At 37.4% G+C, this 17,968-nt stretch carries 7 protein-coding genes; 1 reads left to right on the plus strand and 6 read right to left on the minus strand.

The features are described 5' to 3' along the window. Positions 1 to 245: 245 nt before the first annotated feature. The 6 genes from K350_RS31030 to K350_RS0110960 all read right to left on the minus strand — a co-directional run bounded on the left by K350_RS31030 (position 246) and on the right by K350_RS0110960 (position 15,110). Positions 246 to 2,585: a metallophosphoesterase gene (locus K350_RS31030; RefSeq protein ID WP_051313045.1), complete on the minus strand. Its 2,340-nt coding sequence runs from the start codon at positions 2,583 to 2,585 to the stop codon at positions 246 to 248. A 180-nt stretch (positions 2,586 to 2,765) separates the two neighbouring features. After that, positions 2,766 to 7,061, minus strand: coding sequence for a S8 family serine peptidase (locus K350_RS31035; protein WP_051313046.1), 4,296 nt, complete (start codon positions 7,059 to 7,061; stop codon positions 2,766 to 2,768). Between the two features lie 154 nt (positions 7,062 to 7,215). Next, on the minus strand, positions 7,216 to 8,259 hold the full coding sequence (locus tag K350_RS0110945; protein ID WP_028979952.1) for a PorP/SprF family type IX secretion system membrane protein: 1,044 nt from the start codon (positions 8,257 to 8,259) through the stop codon (positions 7,216 to 7,218). Positions 8,260 to 8,262: 3 nt separating this feature from the next. Continuing rightward, positions 8,263 to 8,556 carry a hypothetical protein gene (locus K350_RS0110950; protein WP_156026999.1) on the minus strand — a complete coding sequence of 98 codons (294 nt, stop codon included), beginning with the start codon at positions 8,554 to 8,556 and terminating at the stop codon, positions 8,263 to 8,265. A 6-nt stretch (positions 8,557 to 8,562) separates the two neighbouring features. Further along, positions 8,563 to 13,002: a T9SS C-terminal target domain-containing protein gene (locus K350_RS0110955; RefSeq protein ID WP_028979954.1), complete on the minus strand. Its 4,440-nt coding sequence runs from the start codon at positions 13,000 to 13,002 to the stop codon at positions 8,563 to 8,565. 287 nt (positions 13,003 to 13,289) lie between these two features. Further along, entirely contained in the window at positions 13,290 to 15,110 is a 1,821-nt protein-coding gene (locus tag K350_RS0110960; protein WP_028979955.1) for a T9SS type A sorting domain-containing protein, read from the minus strand. Positions 15,111 to 15,313: 203 nt separating this feature from the next. On the opposite strand from K350_RS0110960, the gene K350_RS28320 reads away from it, so the two are divergent. After that, positions 15,314 to 17,902, plus strand: coding sequence for a BamA/TamA family outer membrane protein (locus K350_RS28320; protein WP_156027000.1), 2,589 nt, complete (start codon positions 15,314 to 15,316; stop codon positions 17,900 to 17,902). The last annotated feature ends 66 nt before the right edge of the window (positions 17,903 to 17,968 follow it).

A 17,968-nucleotide genomic window follows, 5' to 3' on the forward strand; every position in this document is an offset into this window, starting at 1 on the left:
TGAATAATAAGCTGTCGAAGCCTACGAATATACTATATTTTCTAATAAGTTTTTAGCAAAAATAATTCAAAACTAAAACAACTGAAACTCAAACAATACCAACAATATGCTGATTTACAAAAACTTAAAAATCATTCCTTTTTTCTCTGGGCCTCTGTGATCACTCATTGCAAATCTGTGAAAAAATATTCATTACACAGAGAAACGCTGAGAAGACACAGAGAACCACAGAGCCTTAAAAGCTATTATTTCACAATACTGACTTTTTTCTGGATCTCCTTATCTCCAAAGACAAGCTTTAGCAAATATATACCTGTTGGAATAGCTAATTCTGATGCACGCAATGTAAAGGAATAATATCCTGCTTCTTTATTCTCTTTAACAATAACCTTATTAGACTCCCCATTAAGAGCCTGGATTGAAAGAATAACTTGTCCGGCATCAGGTATGGTATAATTTATAGTTGTTTTATCCTCAAATGGATTAGGGAAAACGTCTAATGCCGGAGCTAAAACTGAATCAGGTTCAAAATTAAGATCAGCTAGTCTTGCTGGAATTACTGTAACATTGAATACATCGGTCACGCAACTAAAATTATCTGTTACAGAATACGTTGTGTTTGTTGCAGGACCTACGGTGATTGCCCGTGTAGAAGCTCCTGTTGTCCAGGCATAATTACCAACCCAGGAAGCATTTAACGTTGTATTTTGTCCTGATTGAATGGTTATATTAGTTGTTTTTCTCACATCTTTAAATACTGTGAACTGATCTCTTACTACTGCATCAGCACAAATCCATTTTGCATCCAGTCTGTTCTGATCGATCTCCAGAACAAGTGATCCGCCATTGGTAGCATTAGAATAGTGCATTGCTGCATGAGGGAATGAAGATTGTGTACCACCAAGCTGTCCAGAAGATCCTGAGACTACATATATTGTACCGTTATAGGATGAGGAAATATTTTTCTCATAAGGACAAGAGCTAGCTGAACCATCATACTTTGCGCTGCTACTGCTAAGATTATGAGTGCCTGCATTAAATGATGATTCATTTCCGTAATGACCTTTAATTAGTTTTGTTCTTTCATAAGAATGGCTATGTCCACAGATAACCATATCCACCTTATACCTTTCAAGAATTCTTATAAAATTCTGTCTTACATTAATCAACTCCGTTTCTGAATCAGAATTATGAGAACCCATTGTATAAGGAGGATGATGCCAGTAAACAATTGTCCACTTTTGCGTATTCGCTGCCAGGTCTTGTTTAAGCCATGTTGCCTGAGGGCCCAGAGTATCATACAATCTATAGGAGTTTGATTCCTTTCCATAAGAGTCAAGAGAGACAAAATGAATGTTGGCATAATTGAATGAATAAAAAGCTTCAGTATTCGAAGCTACTCCACCTGCTTCTGCATTTTTAGGTAATGTAAAATTACTGTAATAAGGAACGTTATGATCATTTTGTCTTGTTGCGTTATTAGCGTAATCGTGATTTCCGGGCGCTGGCCATAGAACGGTTTGCTTCAACATTTTATCTTTGTAAATATCAAAGAAATTAGTCTGATACTCTGTTTCCAGACCGCTGCTATAGGCATTATCACCAGCTAATAACCAAACATCTGTATAATTAGATCCAAGATAAGAGATGTATTTATCACGTGAGTTTTTTTGATTGGTTGAGTTATTACCACAGTCTCCTGTAACCCAAACACGAGTTTTCTTTTCTGTACCTACTGCAGGCGCTGTGATAAAATAATTATCTGCATCACCTTGTAATGTTTGAGTTGAAGAACCTATTGAATAGTAATATTTAGTATTTGAAGACAATCCAGAAAGTTTCACTTCATGATCGGTCACAGAAGCAGGATCACTTACTGAAGAAGTTAAGCTACCGGCTGCTGTACCAAAAGATACTTTACTATTTGATGCAATATCTGTTCTCCACTTTAAAATTACACTTGAGGATGTACCTAGCTGAAGATAAGGACCTCTTTGCAGGACAGCTGCAGCTGATGCAGAATTCCCCTTCAGTTCCAGATCAAAGCTTACATCGGAACTGGTAATATCAGACTGATGCACTTCTACTGCTATTACATTTGTTCCGGTTACTAAAGCTCCGGAAGGTATTGCCCCTGTCTGAATTGTTCCACCATCATCAGAGCAGGTGGTCGATGCTAATGTATTATGTGCAATAGTACCAGTTGGCATATTATTCCTGTAGCGCTCAGTTCCATTGATGTAAACGACTATCCCGTCATCCCTTTTTACATTGATTGTATATCCAGTAAAAAGAGAAGCATCCGCCACAGTAATAGACTTCCTGAAATAAGTTGTGATATACTTTGAACTTGATGAGGAGCCATAACTCACAACAGTGGCTTCATCTCCATCACCATAACCTAACTGAGCATTTCCTGATGCCCATGAAGCATCACTAAATCCCGAACTTTTCCATGCAGTGCCCTGATTGGATCCATTATCAAGATATTTCCAGGAGGAACCTAAAGAGATAAGTGTTGTCTGCGCTGACAACCATGTCAATGTGCTTATCAATAAGCAAAATGTTGTAATGAATCTTTTCATCTGGTTTCTAATTTGATTGAGCGTCAAAAGTAGCTCTTATAACTAAACAGCATTCATTACGATTATTATAATTCAGTAAAGTTCCTGTTAAGAGAATGTTACACAAAACCAGATCCATCACAAATAAAAAGGCCAGCTATATCTAGCCGGCCTTTTTATCTTAGTAAAAAATTATATCTATTATTTAATCTTAGATACCATGTATACTCGGTTATTAATGTTGAGATAATAAACTCCACTATTCAATTCCGATAGCTCTAATTCATTCTCTTTTCCTGTGAGTGTTACATTTTTCACCAACTGCCCTTTCGTATTAATAAGAGAAGCTTGTATAGGATAACTTTCATTACCAAGATCAATGGTGAGTTGATCTGCAAAAGGATTAGGAAATACAGATATGACAAAAGCACTAGTATTACCTTTTATTGAAGAAGGATCACAATCTTTTGCTTTGATGCTTACTTTATCCAATGTAATACAACCTGTTATTTCGTCCGTAATTGTTAACGTGTAGTCTATATCATTTTCAACTAATACATCTGTTCTTCCGCTTTGAGGATGTGACAGGCCGGTAACAGGATTCCATTTATAGGTATAAGTTGAAACACTGCTTGCTCCGATACTCGTGTAATTCAACTTACATGCCTCTACATTTCTTTGGATGTCTGATACTGGTTTTTCTAAAACTCTGACTTCTTTATAAACTGTATCTTTCCCGCACTGATCTTCTACGATAAGCCTTGCTACATAAGCTCCCGGATTTTTATAAAAAACTTTTGCCGGTGTTACTCCTGAATATGCAGTTAGATTCTCTGCACCTTCAAAAGTCCACTTATACGATGCCGTTCCAGTTATATAAGATGTATTTGCAAACAGAACCGAATCACCTTTACAATAATAGCCTTTATCACTTTGAATTCCGGCCTGAGTTGAACAACAAGTCTGATCGACAGTTACAGCGATTGTCTTTGTTTTCTCTGCTCCAAAATAATCTTTAACAGAAACCTGATAACTCTGATCAGTCAATGGCCTGAATGTGATTTCATCTGAAGGCGATGCATTACCACTATTCCATTTAAAACTGAAAGGTGCTTGTCCGCAGACAATACCAGAAACGTTCAGATGTACGCTATCTCCTTTGCAAACCTTTAACTTATCTGCCGAAAGCAGAAAATCAAGATCATTGCTAACTCTGATTACTTTTGTAATAGAGTCTTTGCAGACAGGACTATTATCATTTTCTATCACAAGTTTGACCTGATAATCTCCAGGAGAAGCATAAAGATGTTTTGCAACATCAAGACCGCTTGACTTTTGTCCATCACCGAAATACCAGGTCCTGGAAGTAATAGTATTCTTTAGGTCAACGGAAATATCTTTAAAACTTGTTTCTTGTCCTATGCAAACATTGGAGGTTTCAAAGGAAGCTTTGAGACCACTGCAAAAGTCAGGGCAGTTTGGCTGAAGATTTACAATGAATACAGCTCCCCTTCCATTTCCACCATCTTTATTACCAGGATATCCGGCAGCGAAATCAGGACCTCCGTCTCTATTGATATCTCCTAAATAAGAAAGTCCTAATCCAAAATTATCGTACATAACCAATGGAGCCTGGAAGTTACCGCTATTATAACCGATCTTTTGTTTCTTCTTCACTGTCCCATCCTGATTCAGCAAAAGCACCATTAAGGATCCTCTATAATTTCCATCTCTGTACATACTTACAAGTAGATCGTCTGTTCCATCTCCGTCTATATCTCCATCTGAGGACATTGCAAAGCCAAAATTTGAGCCTAAAGTACTTGTATTAAGGTTTCCTTTCAGAGCATTTATCTTATATGATTTTTTAATAGTTCCATCTCTATTTAAAAGAGCCAGATAAACGGCACCAGCCCCATTGCCAGCTTCATAGTCATCCGGTGTACCAAAGGCCATATCAGGAATTCCATCTTTATCAAGGTCGCCAATACCTTCAACGGACATACCAAATGTACTACTGTTTTCGATGTTTAGATTTATATTAGCAGAAGCATTATCAACTAGTTGATATTTTTTAACAGACCCGTTCTTATTTAAGTACAGAATAAATACAAAATGTTTTGCCATTACCTCTCCTCCCACTGCAATATCATTAGTTCCATCTTTATCCAGATCACCCAGACAAGTAATAGATTGACCAAGTTTTATAAAATCAAGTTCCGGATCTGCAGGATAAACAAACCCTTCATCTGCGCTTGATATCACATTTGAATTTTTAACACTTCCGTCCTTGTTCAAGAAAAGCACATGCACCGCGCCTCTCGGACCTCCGCTATAATTCCAGTAAAAGTTGTCTGCTATAGCTATATCAGGAACGCCATCTTTATCCAGATCTCCCAGCCCAGCTATACCTGATCCATACATGGAGCTTAAATCTTTTACACCAGAAATTTTAGTAAATTTCCTTACTGACCCATCAGCATTTAAGAATAAAATCCAGACTGCGCCTGTCGTGCTATTATGTATAGAAGCTACAGCAACCTCGGGGATATTATCTCCATCAAGGTCTCCAATGTTTTCAATTGATTCCCCAAATCTGTTATTATCTTCCAGTTGGCCTGAAAAATTTGGACTTGTACTTGATATCAAAGTATGACTTATGACATTGTAACAAGGCAGAGGACTATTATTAACCTTTACAGATGCTGCCCCTGAAACCAAGGCACTGCAATCTTTATCTGATGCATTCACCAGAGTATAGTTCGTATTTGCAGTCGGTTTAACAGGAAAGAAATAGTTACTGGAAGTTATTCCTGAAATGGTTGTATTGACACTACCATTTGAATAAGTAAAATTAAATGGAGGAGTGCCAGAAAAATTAACTTCCAGATAAGCATTATAACCTGAATAAATTTCATGTATTCCGGAAAGTACAGCAGTTGGACTTTCTACTTTAATATAATCTACCTTAACAATAGTATCACTTCCCTCCGCATTGCTCACAATTAACTTTACCTTATAACTTCCCGACGTTGTATACTTAATTACAGGGTTTTGTAATGTAGAAGTTGATGGAGTTCCACCTTCGAATTCCCACTTCCAGTTTTTAGGATTGTTGTTTGACAGATCCTGGAAGGTTCTTGACTGACCAGGACAGACAGTTGTAAAATCAGTTTTGAAGTTAGCAGTAATAGGTCTTGCGCAAGTGAGCGTTGCGTATACATTGATACAGCCAGCGCCCAGTTTACCTTCAAAGCCGGGATTCAACTGATCAACAGAGGTTGCATTATTCAGTAGACATATCCTCACCTGTTCTGGTGTTAATGCTTGATTTTTTGAAAGCAAAAGAGCCGCCAGACTGCTGACCATCGGACAAGCCATCGATGTTCCACTCTTATATCCATATGCCGAATGATACACTGTATTATAAATATCCACTCCCGGAGCCAATATATCTATCGTTGAGCCATAATTAGAAAAAGATGCTTTCTTATTTGACTGATCTATTGCCCCTACACTTATTACGCTTTCATAAGCTGCAGGATATAAAGGTAAATCGGTATTATTGTTTCCGGCTGCTGCAACAAGAATGATACCTTTCTGAGCTGCCAGATCAATAACACGTTTTAAAGTTTTGCTTTCTCCATAACCACCAAAACTCATACTGATAATGTCTGCATTAGCAGCTATTGCATATTCTATGCCTTGAATTGCCGCATCTACAGACAAGCCTGTTGTAGTGCTCTTTTTAGTTTTTACCGCCATAATTTTAGCATTTCCAGAAATGGATGCTACTCCAATTCCATTATTACTTACAGCCGCTACGATACCTGCACAATGAGTTCCATGCGAAAAATTATTTTCATCAGCGTTGGCAGGAGGATTAGGATCATTATCAACGTCCGCTGCATCCCAACCATTGACATCATCTACATATCCGTTCTTATCATCATCAATATTATTGCCAGCAATTTCTTTGTTATTAACCCAGATATTTCCTTTCAAATCTTCATGGGTCAAATCCACAGCATCGTCAACAACTGCAACTACCACATTGCTTGTGTCACCGGACAATTGCCATCCTTCCTGTGCTTTTACATGCTGAAGATACCATTGTGATGCATGGACATCATTTGGAACTGCCGAAACTGAAAAAACAGGAACCTGCTCCACATATTCAATAAAAGGGATACTTTTCAGAAGGTTTATTAAACTCTGAGGTAAAATTGCAGGATCATATTCAATGGTATAGACCTTGTTTAAATCACTGTTTTTAATTCTAAAGGTAGAAGCAATAGTTCGCACCTTCTGACTTTTCAAAGTTTTCTCCAGGACTTCTGAATTGGGAAATGAACGTAAAAAACGATTACCCGAAAAGTCCAATGGGATATCATAGGAGGCCTTGACCTTTATAAACAACTTCCCTTTCTCATATGATTGAGCGAAGCCGACATTGAAAAAGATCAAAAAAGTAAATAGCAAGAAACAGTTTTTCATAAAAATAGAGATATGATTTTCAAATAGTTTTATATCCAAAAATAAGGATAAAACTGATTGAACAAATCTCTGAAAGTATATATTCGATGTCTGATAGTAAAAACCTACTCAAAAACCTACCTTTTTAATTCTAAAAAATGTGTTTCAATAGATTTTACGACCCTTTAAAGGTAGGGCAAGGAAGCTTTCTATATGGCTTTCTTCTTTTTGGGGGCCAATGGTACACGTATGTGATATTGAGCTCATGAGCACCTCTTGTTCCGGCTCTTGTGAGGTCAGAAACCGTGCAGTCATAGCTATATGAAATGCTTATAGGATGTACTTTGTAACCTATCAGCAGCACAACAGATTCATTGTTCTGGATGCCAGCTCTATAATGTTTTAATAAAGGAATTCCTCTGTACCAGCCACCAACAAGTAACCTATGATATAACCCATATACACCAAGATCCAACTGATCGGATTTTCCTTGCGACTTGTAATGTATAGTGGGGGTAATATATACATCTTTATCAGAAGGTGCATCTCCCTTGGTTTTTCCTTTCTCAAGCATAAACTTATACCCACCTATCAGGGCAAACTTTGCAGGCAAATCAGATCCGTTTCCGTAAAAAGACTGATTAGGAGTATTTACATGATGGGCAGAAAAACCTACCCAAAAATATTCGGAATACAGCATAGTTCCGACTCCAATATCAAAAAAACCCTTTTGAGTAGCTCCGAAAGGTTCTTTTGTTAGAGTATTAGTAAACCCGTCATCATTGAACTGGTCGGGAAATGTTAAATAGGAATAATTAAGATATCTGTTAATGTAATTTATCTCAGCACCTGCACGTGCAGAAAGTTTGGGAGACAGGTTAATCTCTTGCGCATATTGCATGCGGATTTCAGTTGAACTGATCCTTTTCGTCCCCTGCCAGTCCTTCAAAAACATAAGACCTACACCTCCACCAGTTCTGTTAAAAAAGTTATCAATTGAAACACATGAGGTGGTATATCTGGCTTCCAGACCTGGCCACTGCAACCTCTGATGTGCTATAGCTCTTACGCTGTGAGCACTTCCGGCAAAGGCAGGGTTTAGGTATAAGACATTTGCATAAAATTGGGAAAACTGAATATCCTGGGCATAGGAAAATCTTATACCTGAAAACAGGATAAGCATCCATAAAACCTTATTTAAACACCTACTGTACTTCATATTTTAATACAGATTAAATCTACCTGTATGTCTTCTGGTTGTTTTGGCAACCTTCTTAGGAGCATTCAGTTCATTGAGCTGATCCTGAATTTTCTCCTTTCTTTTATTTGTTTTTCGCTCTGTTTTATCCTTACGATCAATATTCCTTTGAGTAAAATTTACTGCCTGCTTGGCATGAAAATCACTTGCGAGATCTGCTTTGTCGGTTAAGCGATTGGCCTTATCCTTTCTGTACCTTTCTGGTGCACATGACAACAACAGTATTCCTGCAAATATGATTAAAACAAATTTACTCATAAACTATTATCTGACTACTGTTACACTACCTGTCATTGTATAAGGACCTTTGTATTCTTCTGAATCCCCTTCATAAATGATTGTCCAGGGATATACGCCTTCTACCATTGGTTCTCCTTTATATATCCCATCCCAGAATACATACCTGTCGTTGCTCTCAAATATCACCTCTCCCCATCTGTTGAATATCAGCATTCGGAATTTGCCTATATGTGCCCCGAATACATCATACAAATCGTTGACAGCATCTGCGTTAGGACTAAATGAATTTGATATAAAAAGTCTTGGAGGGCAAACTGCATCTACTTCAACTTTATCCATTCCTAGACAATTGAACTCATTCGTAATCTCCACACTATAAGTACCAGGCATGGTCACTAGTATCTTCTGTGTTGTTTCTCCAGAAGGATCCCATAAATAAGATTTCCCCATGCCTGCATTCAGCTCCAAGTCTTTTCCGGTTTCAAAACAATGTTTGATCTTATCCGGCAAGGCACCTATAGGCAAAGGATTTATATTAACCAAAGCCTGAGCAGTGCCAGAACAAGCTCCAAGACTTGCAGTTACGGAATATAGACCTGGCTCAGACACAGATAACAGAGGACTATTATTATCATTTATATTAACCCCGTCTTTGTACCACGTAAATAAAGGATTAAGAGCAACATTATTAACTATATTTAAAGGTTTTGAATCAAGCACTAAAACACTACCTAAGCACACTGAAGTATCAGCAAGACTTACTTTAGGTTCAGGAATTCCTATAACATTAATGCTGTCTGTTGCATCACAACCAAGTCTGTCTTTTCCTTTGACCACATAAGTTACTTTCCCATCTTTAACAGAAACAGATATTGTACCTGAGGTATCCGGAAGCAGAATACCAGATTCTTCCCAAATATATTTAAGTTTCATAGTATTAACAGCAGTGATAGACAATGCACTTCCATCACAGCCAACCAAATCCTTCCCCAGATCGACTGAAGGTAGTGGTTCAATTTTAATTTCCAGAGTATCAGATACAGGAAGGCAATTACCATTTTGGTCGGAGGTTAATATCAGGATAGCAATTCCTGATGCTAATTCTTTATCTGTAGGTGTATATTCCAGCGAAGAAGCACCTGCACCAAAAGTACCTTCACCAGACCATATAGCACTGCCTGTAGAAGAAACTCCACTTAACTGAACTTGAGGCAAACCTATACAGATGGTATCATTTGGGCCAGCATTCACAATAGGTTCAGGAGTAATTGAAATCTGAACTGTATCTGTCACGGGCGGACAAACTTTGGAACCTTCAGATGAAATCGCCAGCTTAATTTTACCGGATTCAATTTCTTCTTTTGTAGGCTGATAAGCTATTTCAAGATTTTTAACAGAAGGATCATAAGAACCTTTTCCTCCATTCCAGATTCCGCCAGTGGCATTTTTAACGCTTGCCTTAAGTGGGATAGTAATGTTATTTGCACATATACTGATATCCTGACCTGCATTGATTTCAGGTACTTTTTCAAAATTATAAACCACAATGCTTTGTGATTGAGGGCAAACTTTAGTTCCAGTACTGCTTAATATAAAAGCAATAGCACCATCATTGATTTCCGTCGCTGTTGGTACATAATCTGTAGTAAGGCTTAATGGTGAAACAAATCCGCTTGGTGTACCTCCTTCCCAGATTACTCCAGGACTATGGGAAGACGTCCCGGAAAGTTTGATAACAGGATTACTTTCACATAAAGTGTTTCCAGTACCTGCATTTACTTCAGGTAGCCTTTCAAAATGATAAATGACCGTATCTTTTGCGGGAGGACATAATGTATTTCCGGTACTTGTTATTAGTATCGGAAGACTGTCAAAGGTTTTGTCTTTAGAAGAAATTGTATAAACAGCATCAGTTTTTGTACGATCATCAATATGTTGACTTCCACCCGACCATATTATTCCAGTTGCATTGGTATAATTTCCGCTTAGCTTGATATTGGAAGCAGTTTCGCATATCAAACTCCCGATTCCAGCATCTACTGTTGGAAGTTTTTCGTATGTAAAAGTTACATCAGATTCACTTAGCGGACATTTATCCTGGCCTTTAGTCTTAAGCTTTAGCGTTACAGTACCTGCACTTATTTCTGATGCATGAGGAATATAAGTAGCATTCAGCGTATTTCTGTCTGGCTGGAAAGTACCAATGCCTCCTTCCCATATTCCGGAAAGAACATTGGTAACTTTTCCGCTGAGGGTTACAGAAGGTGTATTTTCACAAAAGCTTTGAGGACTTCCTGCATTAGCGACTGGCATTTTTTCAAAAGTAATAAGAACCTGATCAGTAGCAGGAGGACAAATACCTGTTGAGCTAGTTAAGGTAAATAGAACAGAACCGGCATTTCTGTCTGCATTGGTTACGGAATATGAAGAAATCAGCCCAACAGGACTAAACCCTCCACCTGCCCCACCTTTCCATGATCCACCGGTAGCATTGGTAACGGAACCGCTTAAATTAATGGTTGATGCATTTTCACACAAAACCTGAGGAGGTCCTGCTTCCGCTGTAGGCTTAGGTTCGACTATGATAGGTTTAGTCACAGAAAATTTACAAGAATTTTTGTCGGTGAATGTATATTTCAAATCAAAACTACCGACGGTATTAGGTGTAAATGTACCTGCAGCATTTATACCTGTTCCAGAAAATACGCCACCTGCACCTGCAGGCAAAACACCTGGAATTTTAAAGGCGGGACTTCCCACACAAACAGGATTTATATCAGGGAATGTAATATCAGGAAGACTGTTAACAGTGAATGTGATAGAAACAGTATCTTTTCTGGTTGGTAAAGCTGTGACTGCATAATAAACATCACCATCAGAAATGGTAATACCTGTCACTGCAGACATCAAATAGCTATTTGCCAATGTTGGCTTTTGGGTATGCCAGGACTGGACTGTCCCCCATGCTCCTGCTTCAGTGACTTTACTATTATAGAAACTCAGATCAACACCTTCAGCCTTACCTGATCCTTTCACTGTTTCACATAAACTATCCTTATAGGCCCTGGGAGTACATTTATCTTTTACTGTATAAGTCAAATTGACAACACAAGGATTATCTGAAACAGTAGTAAGTTTCAAGGTATACACACCAGCTCTATCAATAGTAATAGACTGATTGGTAGCTGACCCCTGAAAACTGCCAGCGGGGCCCCATTCATAAGATTTAAAACCTGCAGGACCGGTAAGGATTTTTGTCTCTTTGAAAGAACATATGGTTAAACTCTGAGGAGTTGTCAAAGAACTACATTCTGTATCTATGTAAGCATAACCTAAATGACCACTTGGCTGGCAATCTGAAGCTATGAATTCAACAGTAACAGTCTGCCCGATATAATCTTTTAAAGCAATAGCAACAGTAGTCCAGTTTCTGTAATACAAATCCATTCTGTTATTATCACATTCATTATTGGCATTAGGGTTTGAAATAGAATTTGCCGGAGCTGCCTTTGTATTACCACATCCTGAATTCGCTGTAATTTGCACTAATTCAGAATTTCCACTTGAGCAGATATGGGTGTAAGAGGAAAGATTTGAACCTAAAACAGATACAGTATAATCGCCACAGGTTATTTCATTACCATCCTTGTCATAAAGTTTCGTCTGAAAATGTGGGCTGGCCATCCCCTGGTGTCTTAGATCATTTTCCGGCGACTCAAGCACAACAGCATATCGATAAGTAAGAATGGAATTGCTCGAATCAACTGTAAATGATTGTGTCATTTTGGCTATATGCCCACCGGCTTCTGTATTACCAAGTCGTACCGAATAATTTCCACCAGGTGCTACCACAGAAAGATTGGGTATATAAGGATCCCTTTGTGTTTTTGTCATGATACAATGCTGGCCAAATCCTGGATTGGTGATAATAGGATCTGTACCATTAATACCACCCCTACTCTGCACCTGGCCTTTCCAGCCATTAAAATTTCCATCCTCGAAATCCATGTTAACACATTTGCCGGTAGCATCCATTACATGATTTTCAATAGCAGCAATTTCTTTTGCAAAGTCAATTTTCACTAAAGCAAATGAGGCATACAATGAAACATAGCGTGACTTTAAGTCTTTGAGGTAATGAGTAAAATTTGAGCTATTAATTTCTCCAGCTATAACTTTTCTAAAAAAGAAAACCTTGTCTTTGTCCCACTCCGGTTCGAGGTATCGAAAGAAAAGATTAACATCAGATTTACTAACCTTAGCCTCTTCAGCTATTTCATTTTTTAACTGGCCAATGTTGATAGAAGACCAGAGTCTTTCGGCTTCTAGCTTTAGCTCCTGATTGGATTCAATTGGATGCTGACCGAATGCAGGATTGAGGAATAGAATAGGGAATATCGAAATGAAAAACAAACCACCTGCTGAAGCTTTTATTGTTCTTAGTGCAATTGTAATCACTTTCATAATGACAAATTTACAAGATTACGCCACTTTACAAAATTATATTTTTTCCAATATAAATACCATTATTGCTTTAAAGTAGGATTTCTGTTTACTCAGAGACTTAAATAGGGAAAAAAATGAAGCCTGAAGAGATAATTAAATTCAAAGATGTGGATAACTTTTTCAAGCTATTAATTTCAAGTTATATACCATCAAAAAATGAATTTTACCAATAAAAAAAGCTGCTATTGGCATAGCAGCTTTGTATAAAATTGGATTATATAAATTTTATAAAGAGAATCTCTAATCTATCTCTTTATAAATTTTCTTGTCTCAACAGCACCGTCAGGCAACGTTAACAATAATAAATAATTTCCAGATCCAAAATCAGCAAGGTCCAAAATTGATTCATTAGAAAATGCTCTCATCAATTTTCCATCATTAGAATAAACCTTTCCTGTAAATTGACTTACACCTTGAGGCATATTAATCTGAAGGAAAGAACTTGCAGGATTAGGACCAATTGTAAGCTCTTCAGCAAGCCTATTTCTTGTTGAAGCAATTGCAGGGCAAGAAATTTCAGCTTCAAATCCATTATTCATAAACGAAAATGAGCTAGTAGAATTTAATTCAATGGTCAATGGCTTACCAGGCCCGGATGCAGTAAATGTCTTTTTATCCTCTTCAGTAAAATCATCAGTAATCTCTTCCAGAAGTTTTGAAGAAGATCCTCCATCACCATCATAAATCTTTAAATCATCAAAGATACCAAGGCTCACATTGTTTAAAGTAATTACAACAAGTTTATCAGGACTGCCAGGATAAATTGTCATACTTCCATCAGTAGGCACTTCATAGATAGCATCAGGACCTCCGTTATCATAAACCAGCCCGTTACATGCATGAATAACTGTATTACCGGTTACTGGTAGCAATAATGTTTTTGCTATGCTATTATCAACTTTAAAGGAATCTATTAAAATACTCTCGCCCTCCAGAGATAGCTCCCCTTTTGGGTCTAACTGAAGGAAAATATAGTATGTTCCATTTTGAGTAAAACCATGTTCAGAAGGAATAAATGACCCTACATATGGATCATACATATAGCTATCTACATCAGTGAATGTTCCTGCGTCTAGTTGTACAGAGGCATTTTTAATGTCTTTTGTAGTACCTGCTTTTACTACAAAGTCAATACTTGGAATAGTTTGTAACTCTCCGTCAGATTCAACTTTAAATTCAAAACTAAACTTATTATCTGCATTATTAGCTTCCGGGGCCAACTCCCAGTCTTCTATTGACGCAGAGATAGCAGGCTCTACAACATAAATACTATCTAAGGAAAAGTTATTAGTTTCATCTGACTCAGGGAATAGATTATCATAATCCATTACTGTGAAAAAATAATACTTCCCTACAGGAACCTCTAATGGAATTTGTAAAATTCCTTCATTGATATATGTAAATGTTCCTTTATAGATAGAAGTGTAAACATCTTCATAAACCTTTTGATCATTTGCATCAAGCACTTTATCCTTTGAAATAAAATAGCTCATTTTAAAAGGACCGGTAGGAGTTTCTGATGCATTTTGAGGAGATGATTCTGTTCCAAGATTTACTCCCTTCGGCACAGTATCTGAAATCATTCCTGATCCATCGCTAAGATAAAAATCATAAGAGGGATATTCATCTATACATTCAATTGTAAAATCCAGACCAGATGCTTCATATCCTGTTTTAAATCTTAAAGTAATGGCACCATTTACAGGTGATCCATAGAACACATCATAAGGCCCGGAGCTTGGCACCAGAAAGCTTTCAAAAGTCATCGACTTTGCGCTTGTATTATCACCGAAATAAATTTCAAGCTCAGAAAAATAAGCATTGTAATCATTTAGTGTAAGTTTAACAACCTTGCCATTTTCAGGAAGTATCGTCACTATACCTTCAGAGTCGGGAGTATAATTTCCATCAGCCCCACCATCGTCATACAAATGACCTGAGCAGGTGGTAATAGTAGTGCTCCCGGAAGTCGGGAATTTAAATGTCTGGGCGGCCGCGTCAAGATTAAAAAAAAGACAGCCAACAAGCATTATGGATGCTAATTGTTTAGATAAAAGTTTTTTCATAGAAAATATATTAATAAAAATTAAAATTTTAATAAAGATAATAGATTATTGGAATTTTGCATGATTCAGAAAATGAGCATACTATGCAAAAATGAAAAATTATTCAAAGATAAAACCTAATCAACTCTATCTTTTGGAGTTAACATTTTTTTAACATTTCCCTGAACCCCCTGTTTAAACATTATAATCTTCTCTTCGACAACGTGAAATTGATATATAAATATTTTTATTATATAACATTGTTGCTTTGGTTTTTCGGGGTACACCAAGGCATTGCACAAGAGAACCAACAGCCAAAAGGAATTCTGATTACAACTATTCCTAACAAAAATTATAAAGCAGGATTTGTAAAAAGAATACTTCTCGGTACTCACTACAGAAAAGAGTGGACGACACCTATTCAGGTAAAGGTATTCAAAGCAGACACTGCATTTGGAGGCCTTACTCCGATAAAGCAAGGCGGCAGCAGACAGACAACCAACCTGCACCTCAAAGATTCTATTGGTCGACAATATGTAATCAGATCCATCAACAAAACTCCAACACGTGTTCTTGAAGATGAATTTCAGAAAACTGTGATTGCAAAAATCCTGCAAGATCAGGCCTCTTCAGAAAACCCTTATGGCCAATTGGTGATTCCACCACTTGCGAGAGCTGCAAAAGTTTTTTATACAACACCCAGGCTTATCTATATTCCCTATGATTCTTCATTAGGAAAATTTGCCCCCACCTTTGCAAACATGCTTGCCTTTATTGAAGAACGACCTGATGAAGACATGTCTCACCTTGCCAGTTCAGGAAATTCAAAGAATGTAGTAAGCACAAGGAAAATGTTCGAGAAAAAATTCAAGGACAATGATAACATTGTTGACTATCGATTATTTGCCAGAACCAGACTTTTTGATATGCTCATTGGTGATTGGGGAAGACATGACGATCAGTGGAGATGGGCAACTTATGATTATGGCAAAGGAACATTATTCAAACCTATTCCCAGAGATAGAGACCATGTGTTTTATAAAGCCGATGGAGTAATCCCTTTTATTGCCAGCCAGAAATGGGCTATTCGTAACAATGAAAATTTCACTTATAAATACAATGATATTGTAGGGCTCAACATGAGCGCAAAATCCCTGGACAGGCCATTGCTCGCATCACTGACAAAACAAGACTGGCTTGATATAGCTGATAGTCTTAAAACTGAATTAACCGATCAAATTATAGAAGAAGCTGTTAAACATATGCCTGAAAATATTTATCCTCTCCACGGAAGTGAGATTACTGCAAAGTTAAAATCACGCAGGGATAAGCTTGGTAAGGCAGCACTAAAATACTATAAACTATTGGCAAAAGATATAGATGTAGTAGGCTCATCAAAAAAGGAAACTTTTATCGTCAACAGACTGGATGGTCATAATACAGAAGTTACAGTACTAAACAGTGACTCCGACACTATATTTCACAGATTGGTATTCGGAAAAGAAACCAGGGAAATAAGACTATATGGATTAGGCGGAGATGATGTATACAATATCACTGGAAGACACAGCAGGCACTCTCAAGTCCGGGTTATAAAAGACGAAAATGTGAGGGAGCTTAATGACAGCATCAATGAAGCAACTTTCTTTAATCAATACTCATATGTCACGGGAAACTTGGGGAACCAGTTAATGAATAATACCAAAATCATCTTCATGAGGGCAGATGCAGAAAATACGAAATCATCTGCATACGATAGATCTGATTATGATTACAATCTTACCACAATCAGACCCTCACTTCAATACAACGTTGATGACGGAATATTTTTGGGGATAGGTGTATTAAGAAAATCGTTCGGATTCCGTAAGTATCCATATGCATCATACCACTCAGGAACCATCAACTATTCGACCCGCACACAGGCTTTTTCAATCAACTATTTCGGAGATTTTAAGAAAGTAGCAGGAAAGTGGAACCTGATGCTGGATGCATTAGTATTCGGTCCCAAATATGCGCTCAATTATTTTGGAATGGGCAATGAAACCCAGATCGCATCAGACACCTCTATAGATTACTACAGAGTAAAAGCACATAATTTCAGGTTTGCACCTCTCTTTTATAAGAATTTAAATACCAAAATGATCTTGGGAATAGGTCCTCAATTTCAATATGTAGAAATTGAAGATACACCTGGTCGATTTATTTCCACTCCTCAGGCAGAAACTACACCTGCTGATTTTGACAGGAACAATTACCTTGGAGTGAAAATATTCTATCAGTTCAATACCCTTGACAATAATATCTTTCCTAAAAAAGGTATCAGATTCAATACTCAGATCACTTATTATAAAGAAATAAGCAAGACACAGCAGTTTGTAAACATAGCCCCTGATATTTCATTTTTCTACACACCCAAATTCATGAAGTTTACAACTTTCGCCACAAGAATCGGGGGAGGAACTAATCTTGGCTCGTTTAAATTCTTCCAGTCCAATACCCTGGGCGGTACTACAAACTTGAGGGGATACAGAAGAACCAGGTACTATGGACGGTCAAGTTTCTACCAAAACACTGAAGCCAGGATAAAATTAGCTGATGTCAACTTTTACCTCTTCCCGGGTAAAATCGGATTGATATTATTCTTCGACTATGGCCGTGTATGGGCTGATAACGAAAAGTCACACGAACTACACTACGGATATGGGCCTGGACTTTACCTTCAGATCCATAACCGATTAGCCTTTACCGGAACCTATGGTTTAAGTACAGACAAGAGCTACTTCAACCTCCAATTAGGATTTTTATTCTAAAAAATTGTATTATTTATAAAAATACCTATTTACGGTATTGAAAAATACTATAATAAATTAGAATAT

Source organism: Sporocytophaga myxococcoides DSM 11118 (assembly GCF_000426725.1).
Taxonomy (GTDB): domain Bacteria; phylum Bacteroidota; class Bacteroidia; order Cytophagales; family Cytophagaceae; genus Sporocytophaga; species Sporocytophaga myxococcoides.

What these genes read in the sequence shown, in the direction of transcription:
- K350_RS0110945 (WP_028979952.1), bottom strand. Translation starts at nt 8,259, where the DNA reads ATGAAGTACAGTAGGTGTTTAAATAAGGTTTTATGGATGCTTATCCTG.
- K350_RS0110960 (WP_028979955.1), bottom strand. Translation starts at nt 15,110, where the DNA reads ATGAAAAAACTTTTATCTAAACAATTAGCATCCATAATGCTTGTTGGC.
- K350_RS0110950 (WP_156026999.1), bottom strand. Translation starts at nt 8,556, where the DNA reads ATGAGTAAATTTGTTTTAATCATATTTGCAGGAATACTGTTGTTGTCA.
- K350_RS31030 (WP_051313045.1), bottom strand. Translation starts at nt 2,585, where the DNA reads ATGAAAAGATTCATTACAACATTTTGCTTATTGATAAGCACATTGACA.
- K350_RS31035 (WP_051313046.1), bottom strand. Translation starts at nt 7,061, where the DNA reads ATGAAAAACTGTTTCTTGCTATTTACTTTTTTGATCTTTTTCAATGTC.
- K350_RS0110955 (WP_028979954.1), bottom strand. Translation starts at nt 13,002, where the DNA reads ATGAAAGTGATTACAATTGCACTAAGAACAATAAAAGCTTCAGCAGGT.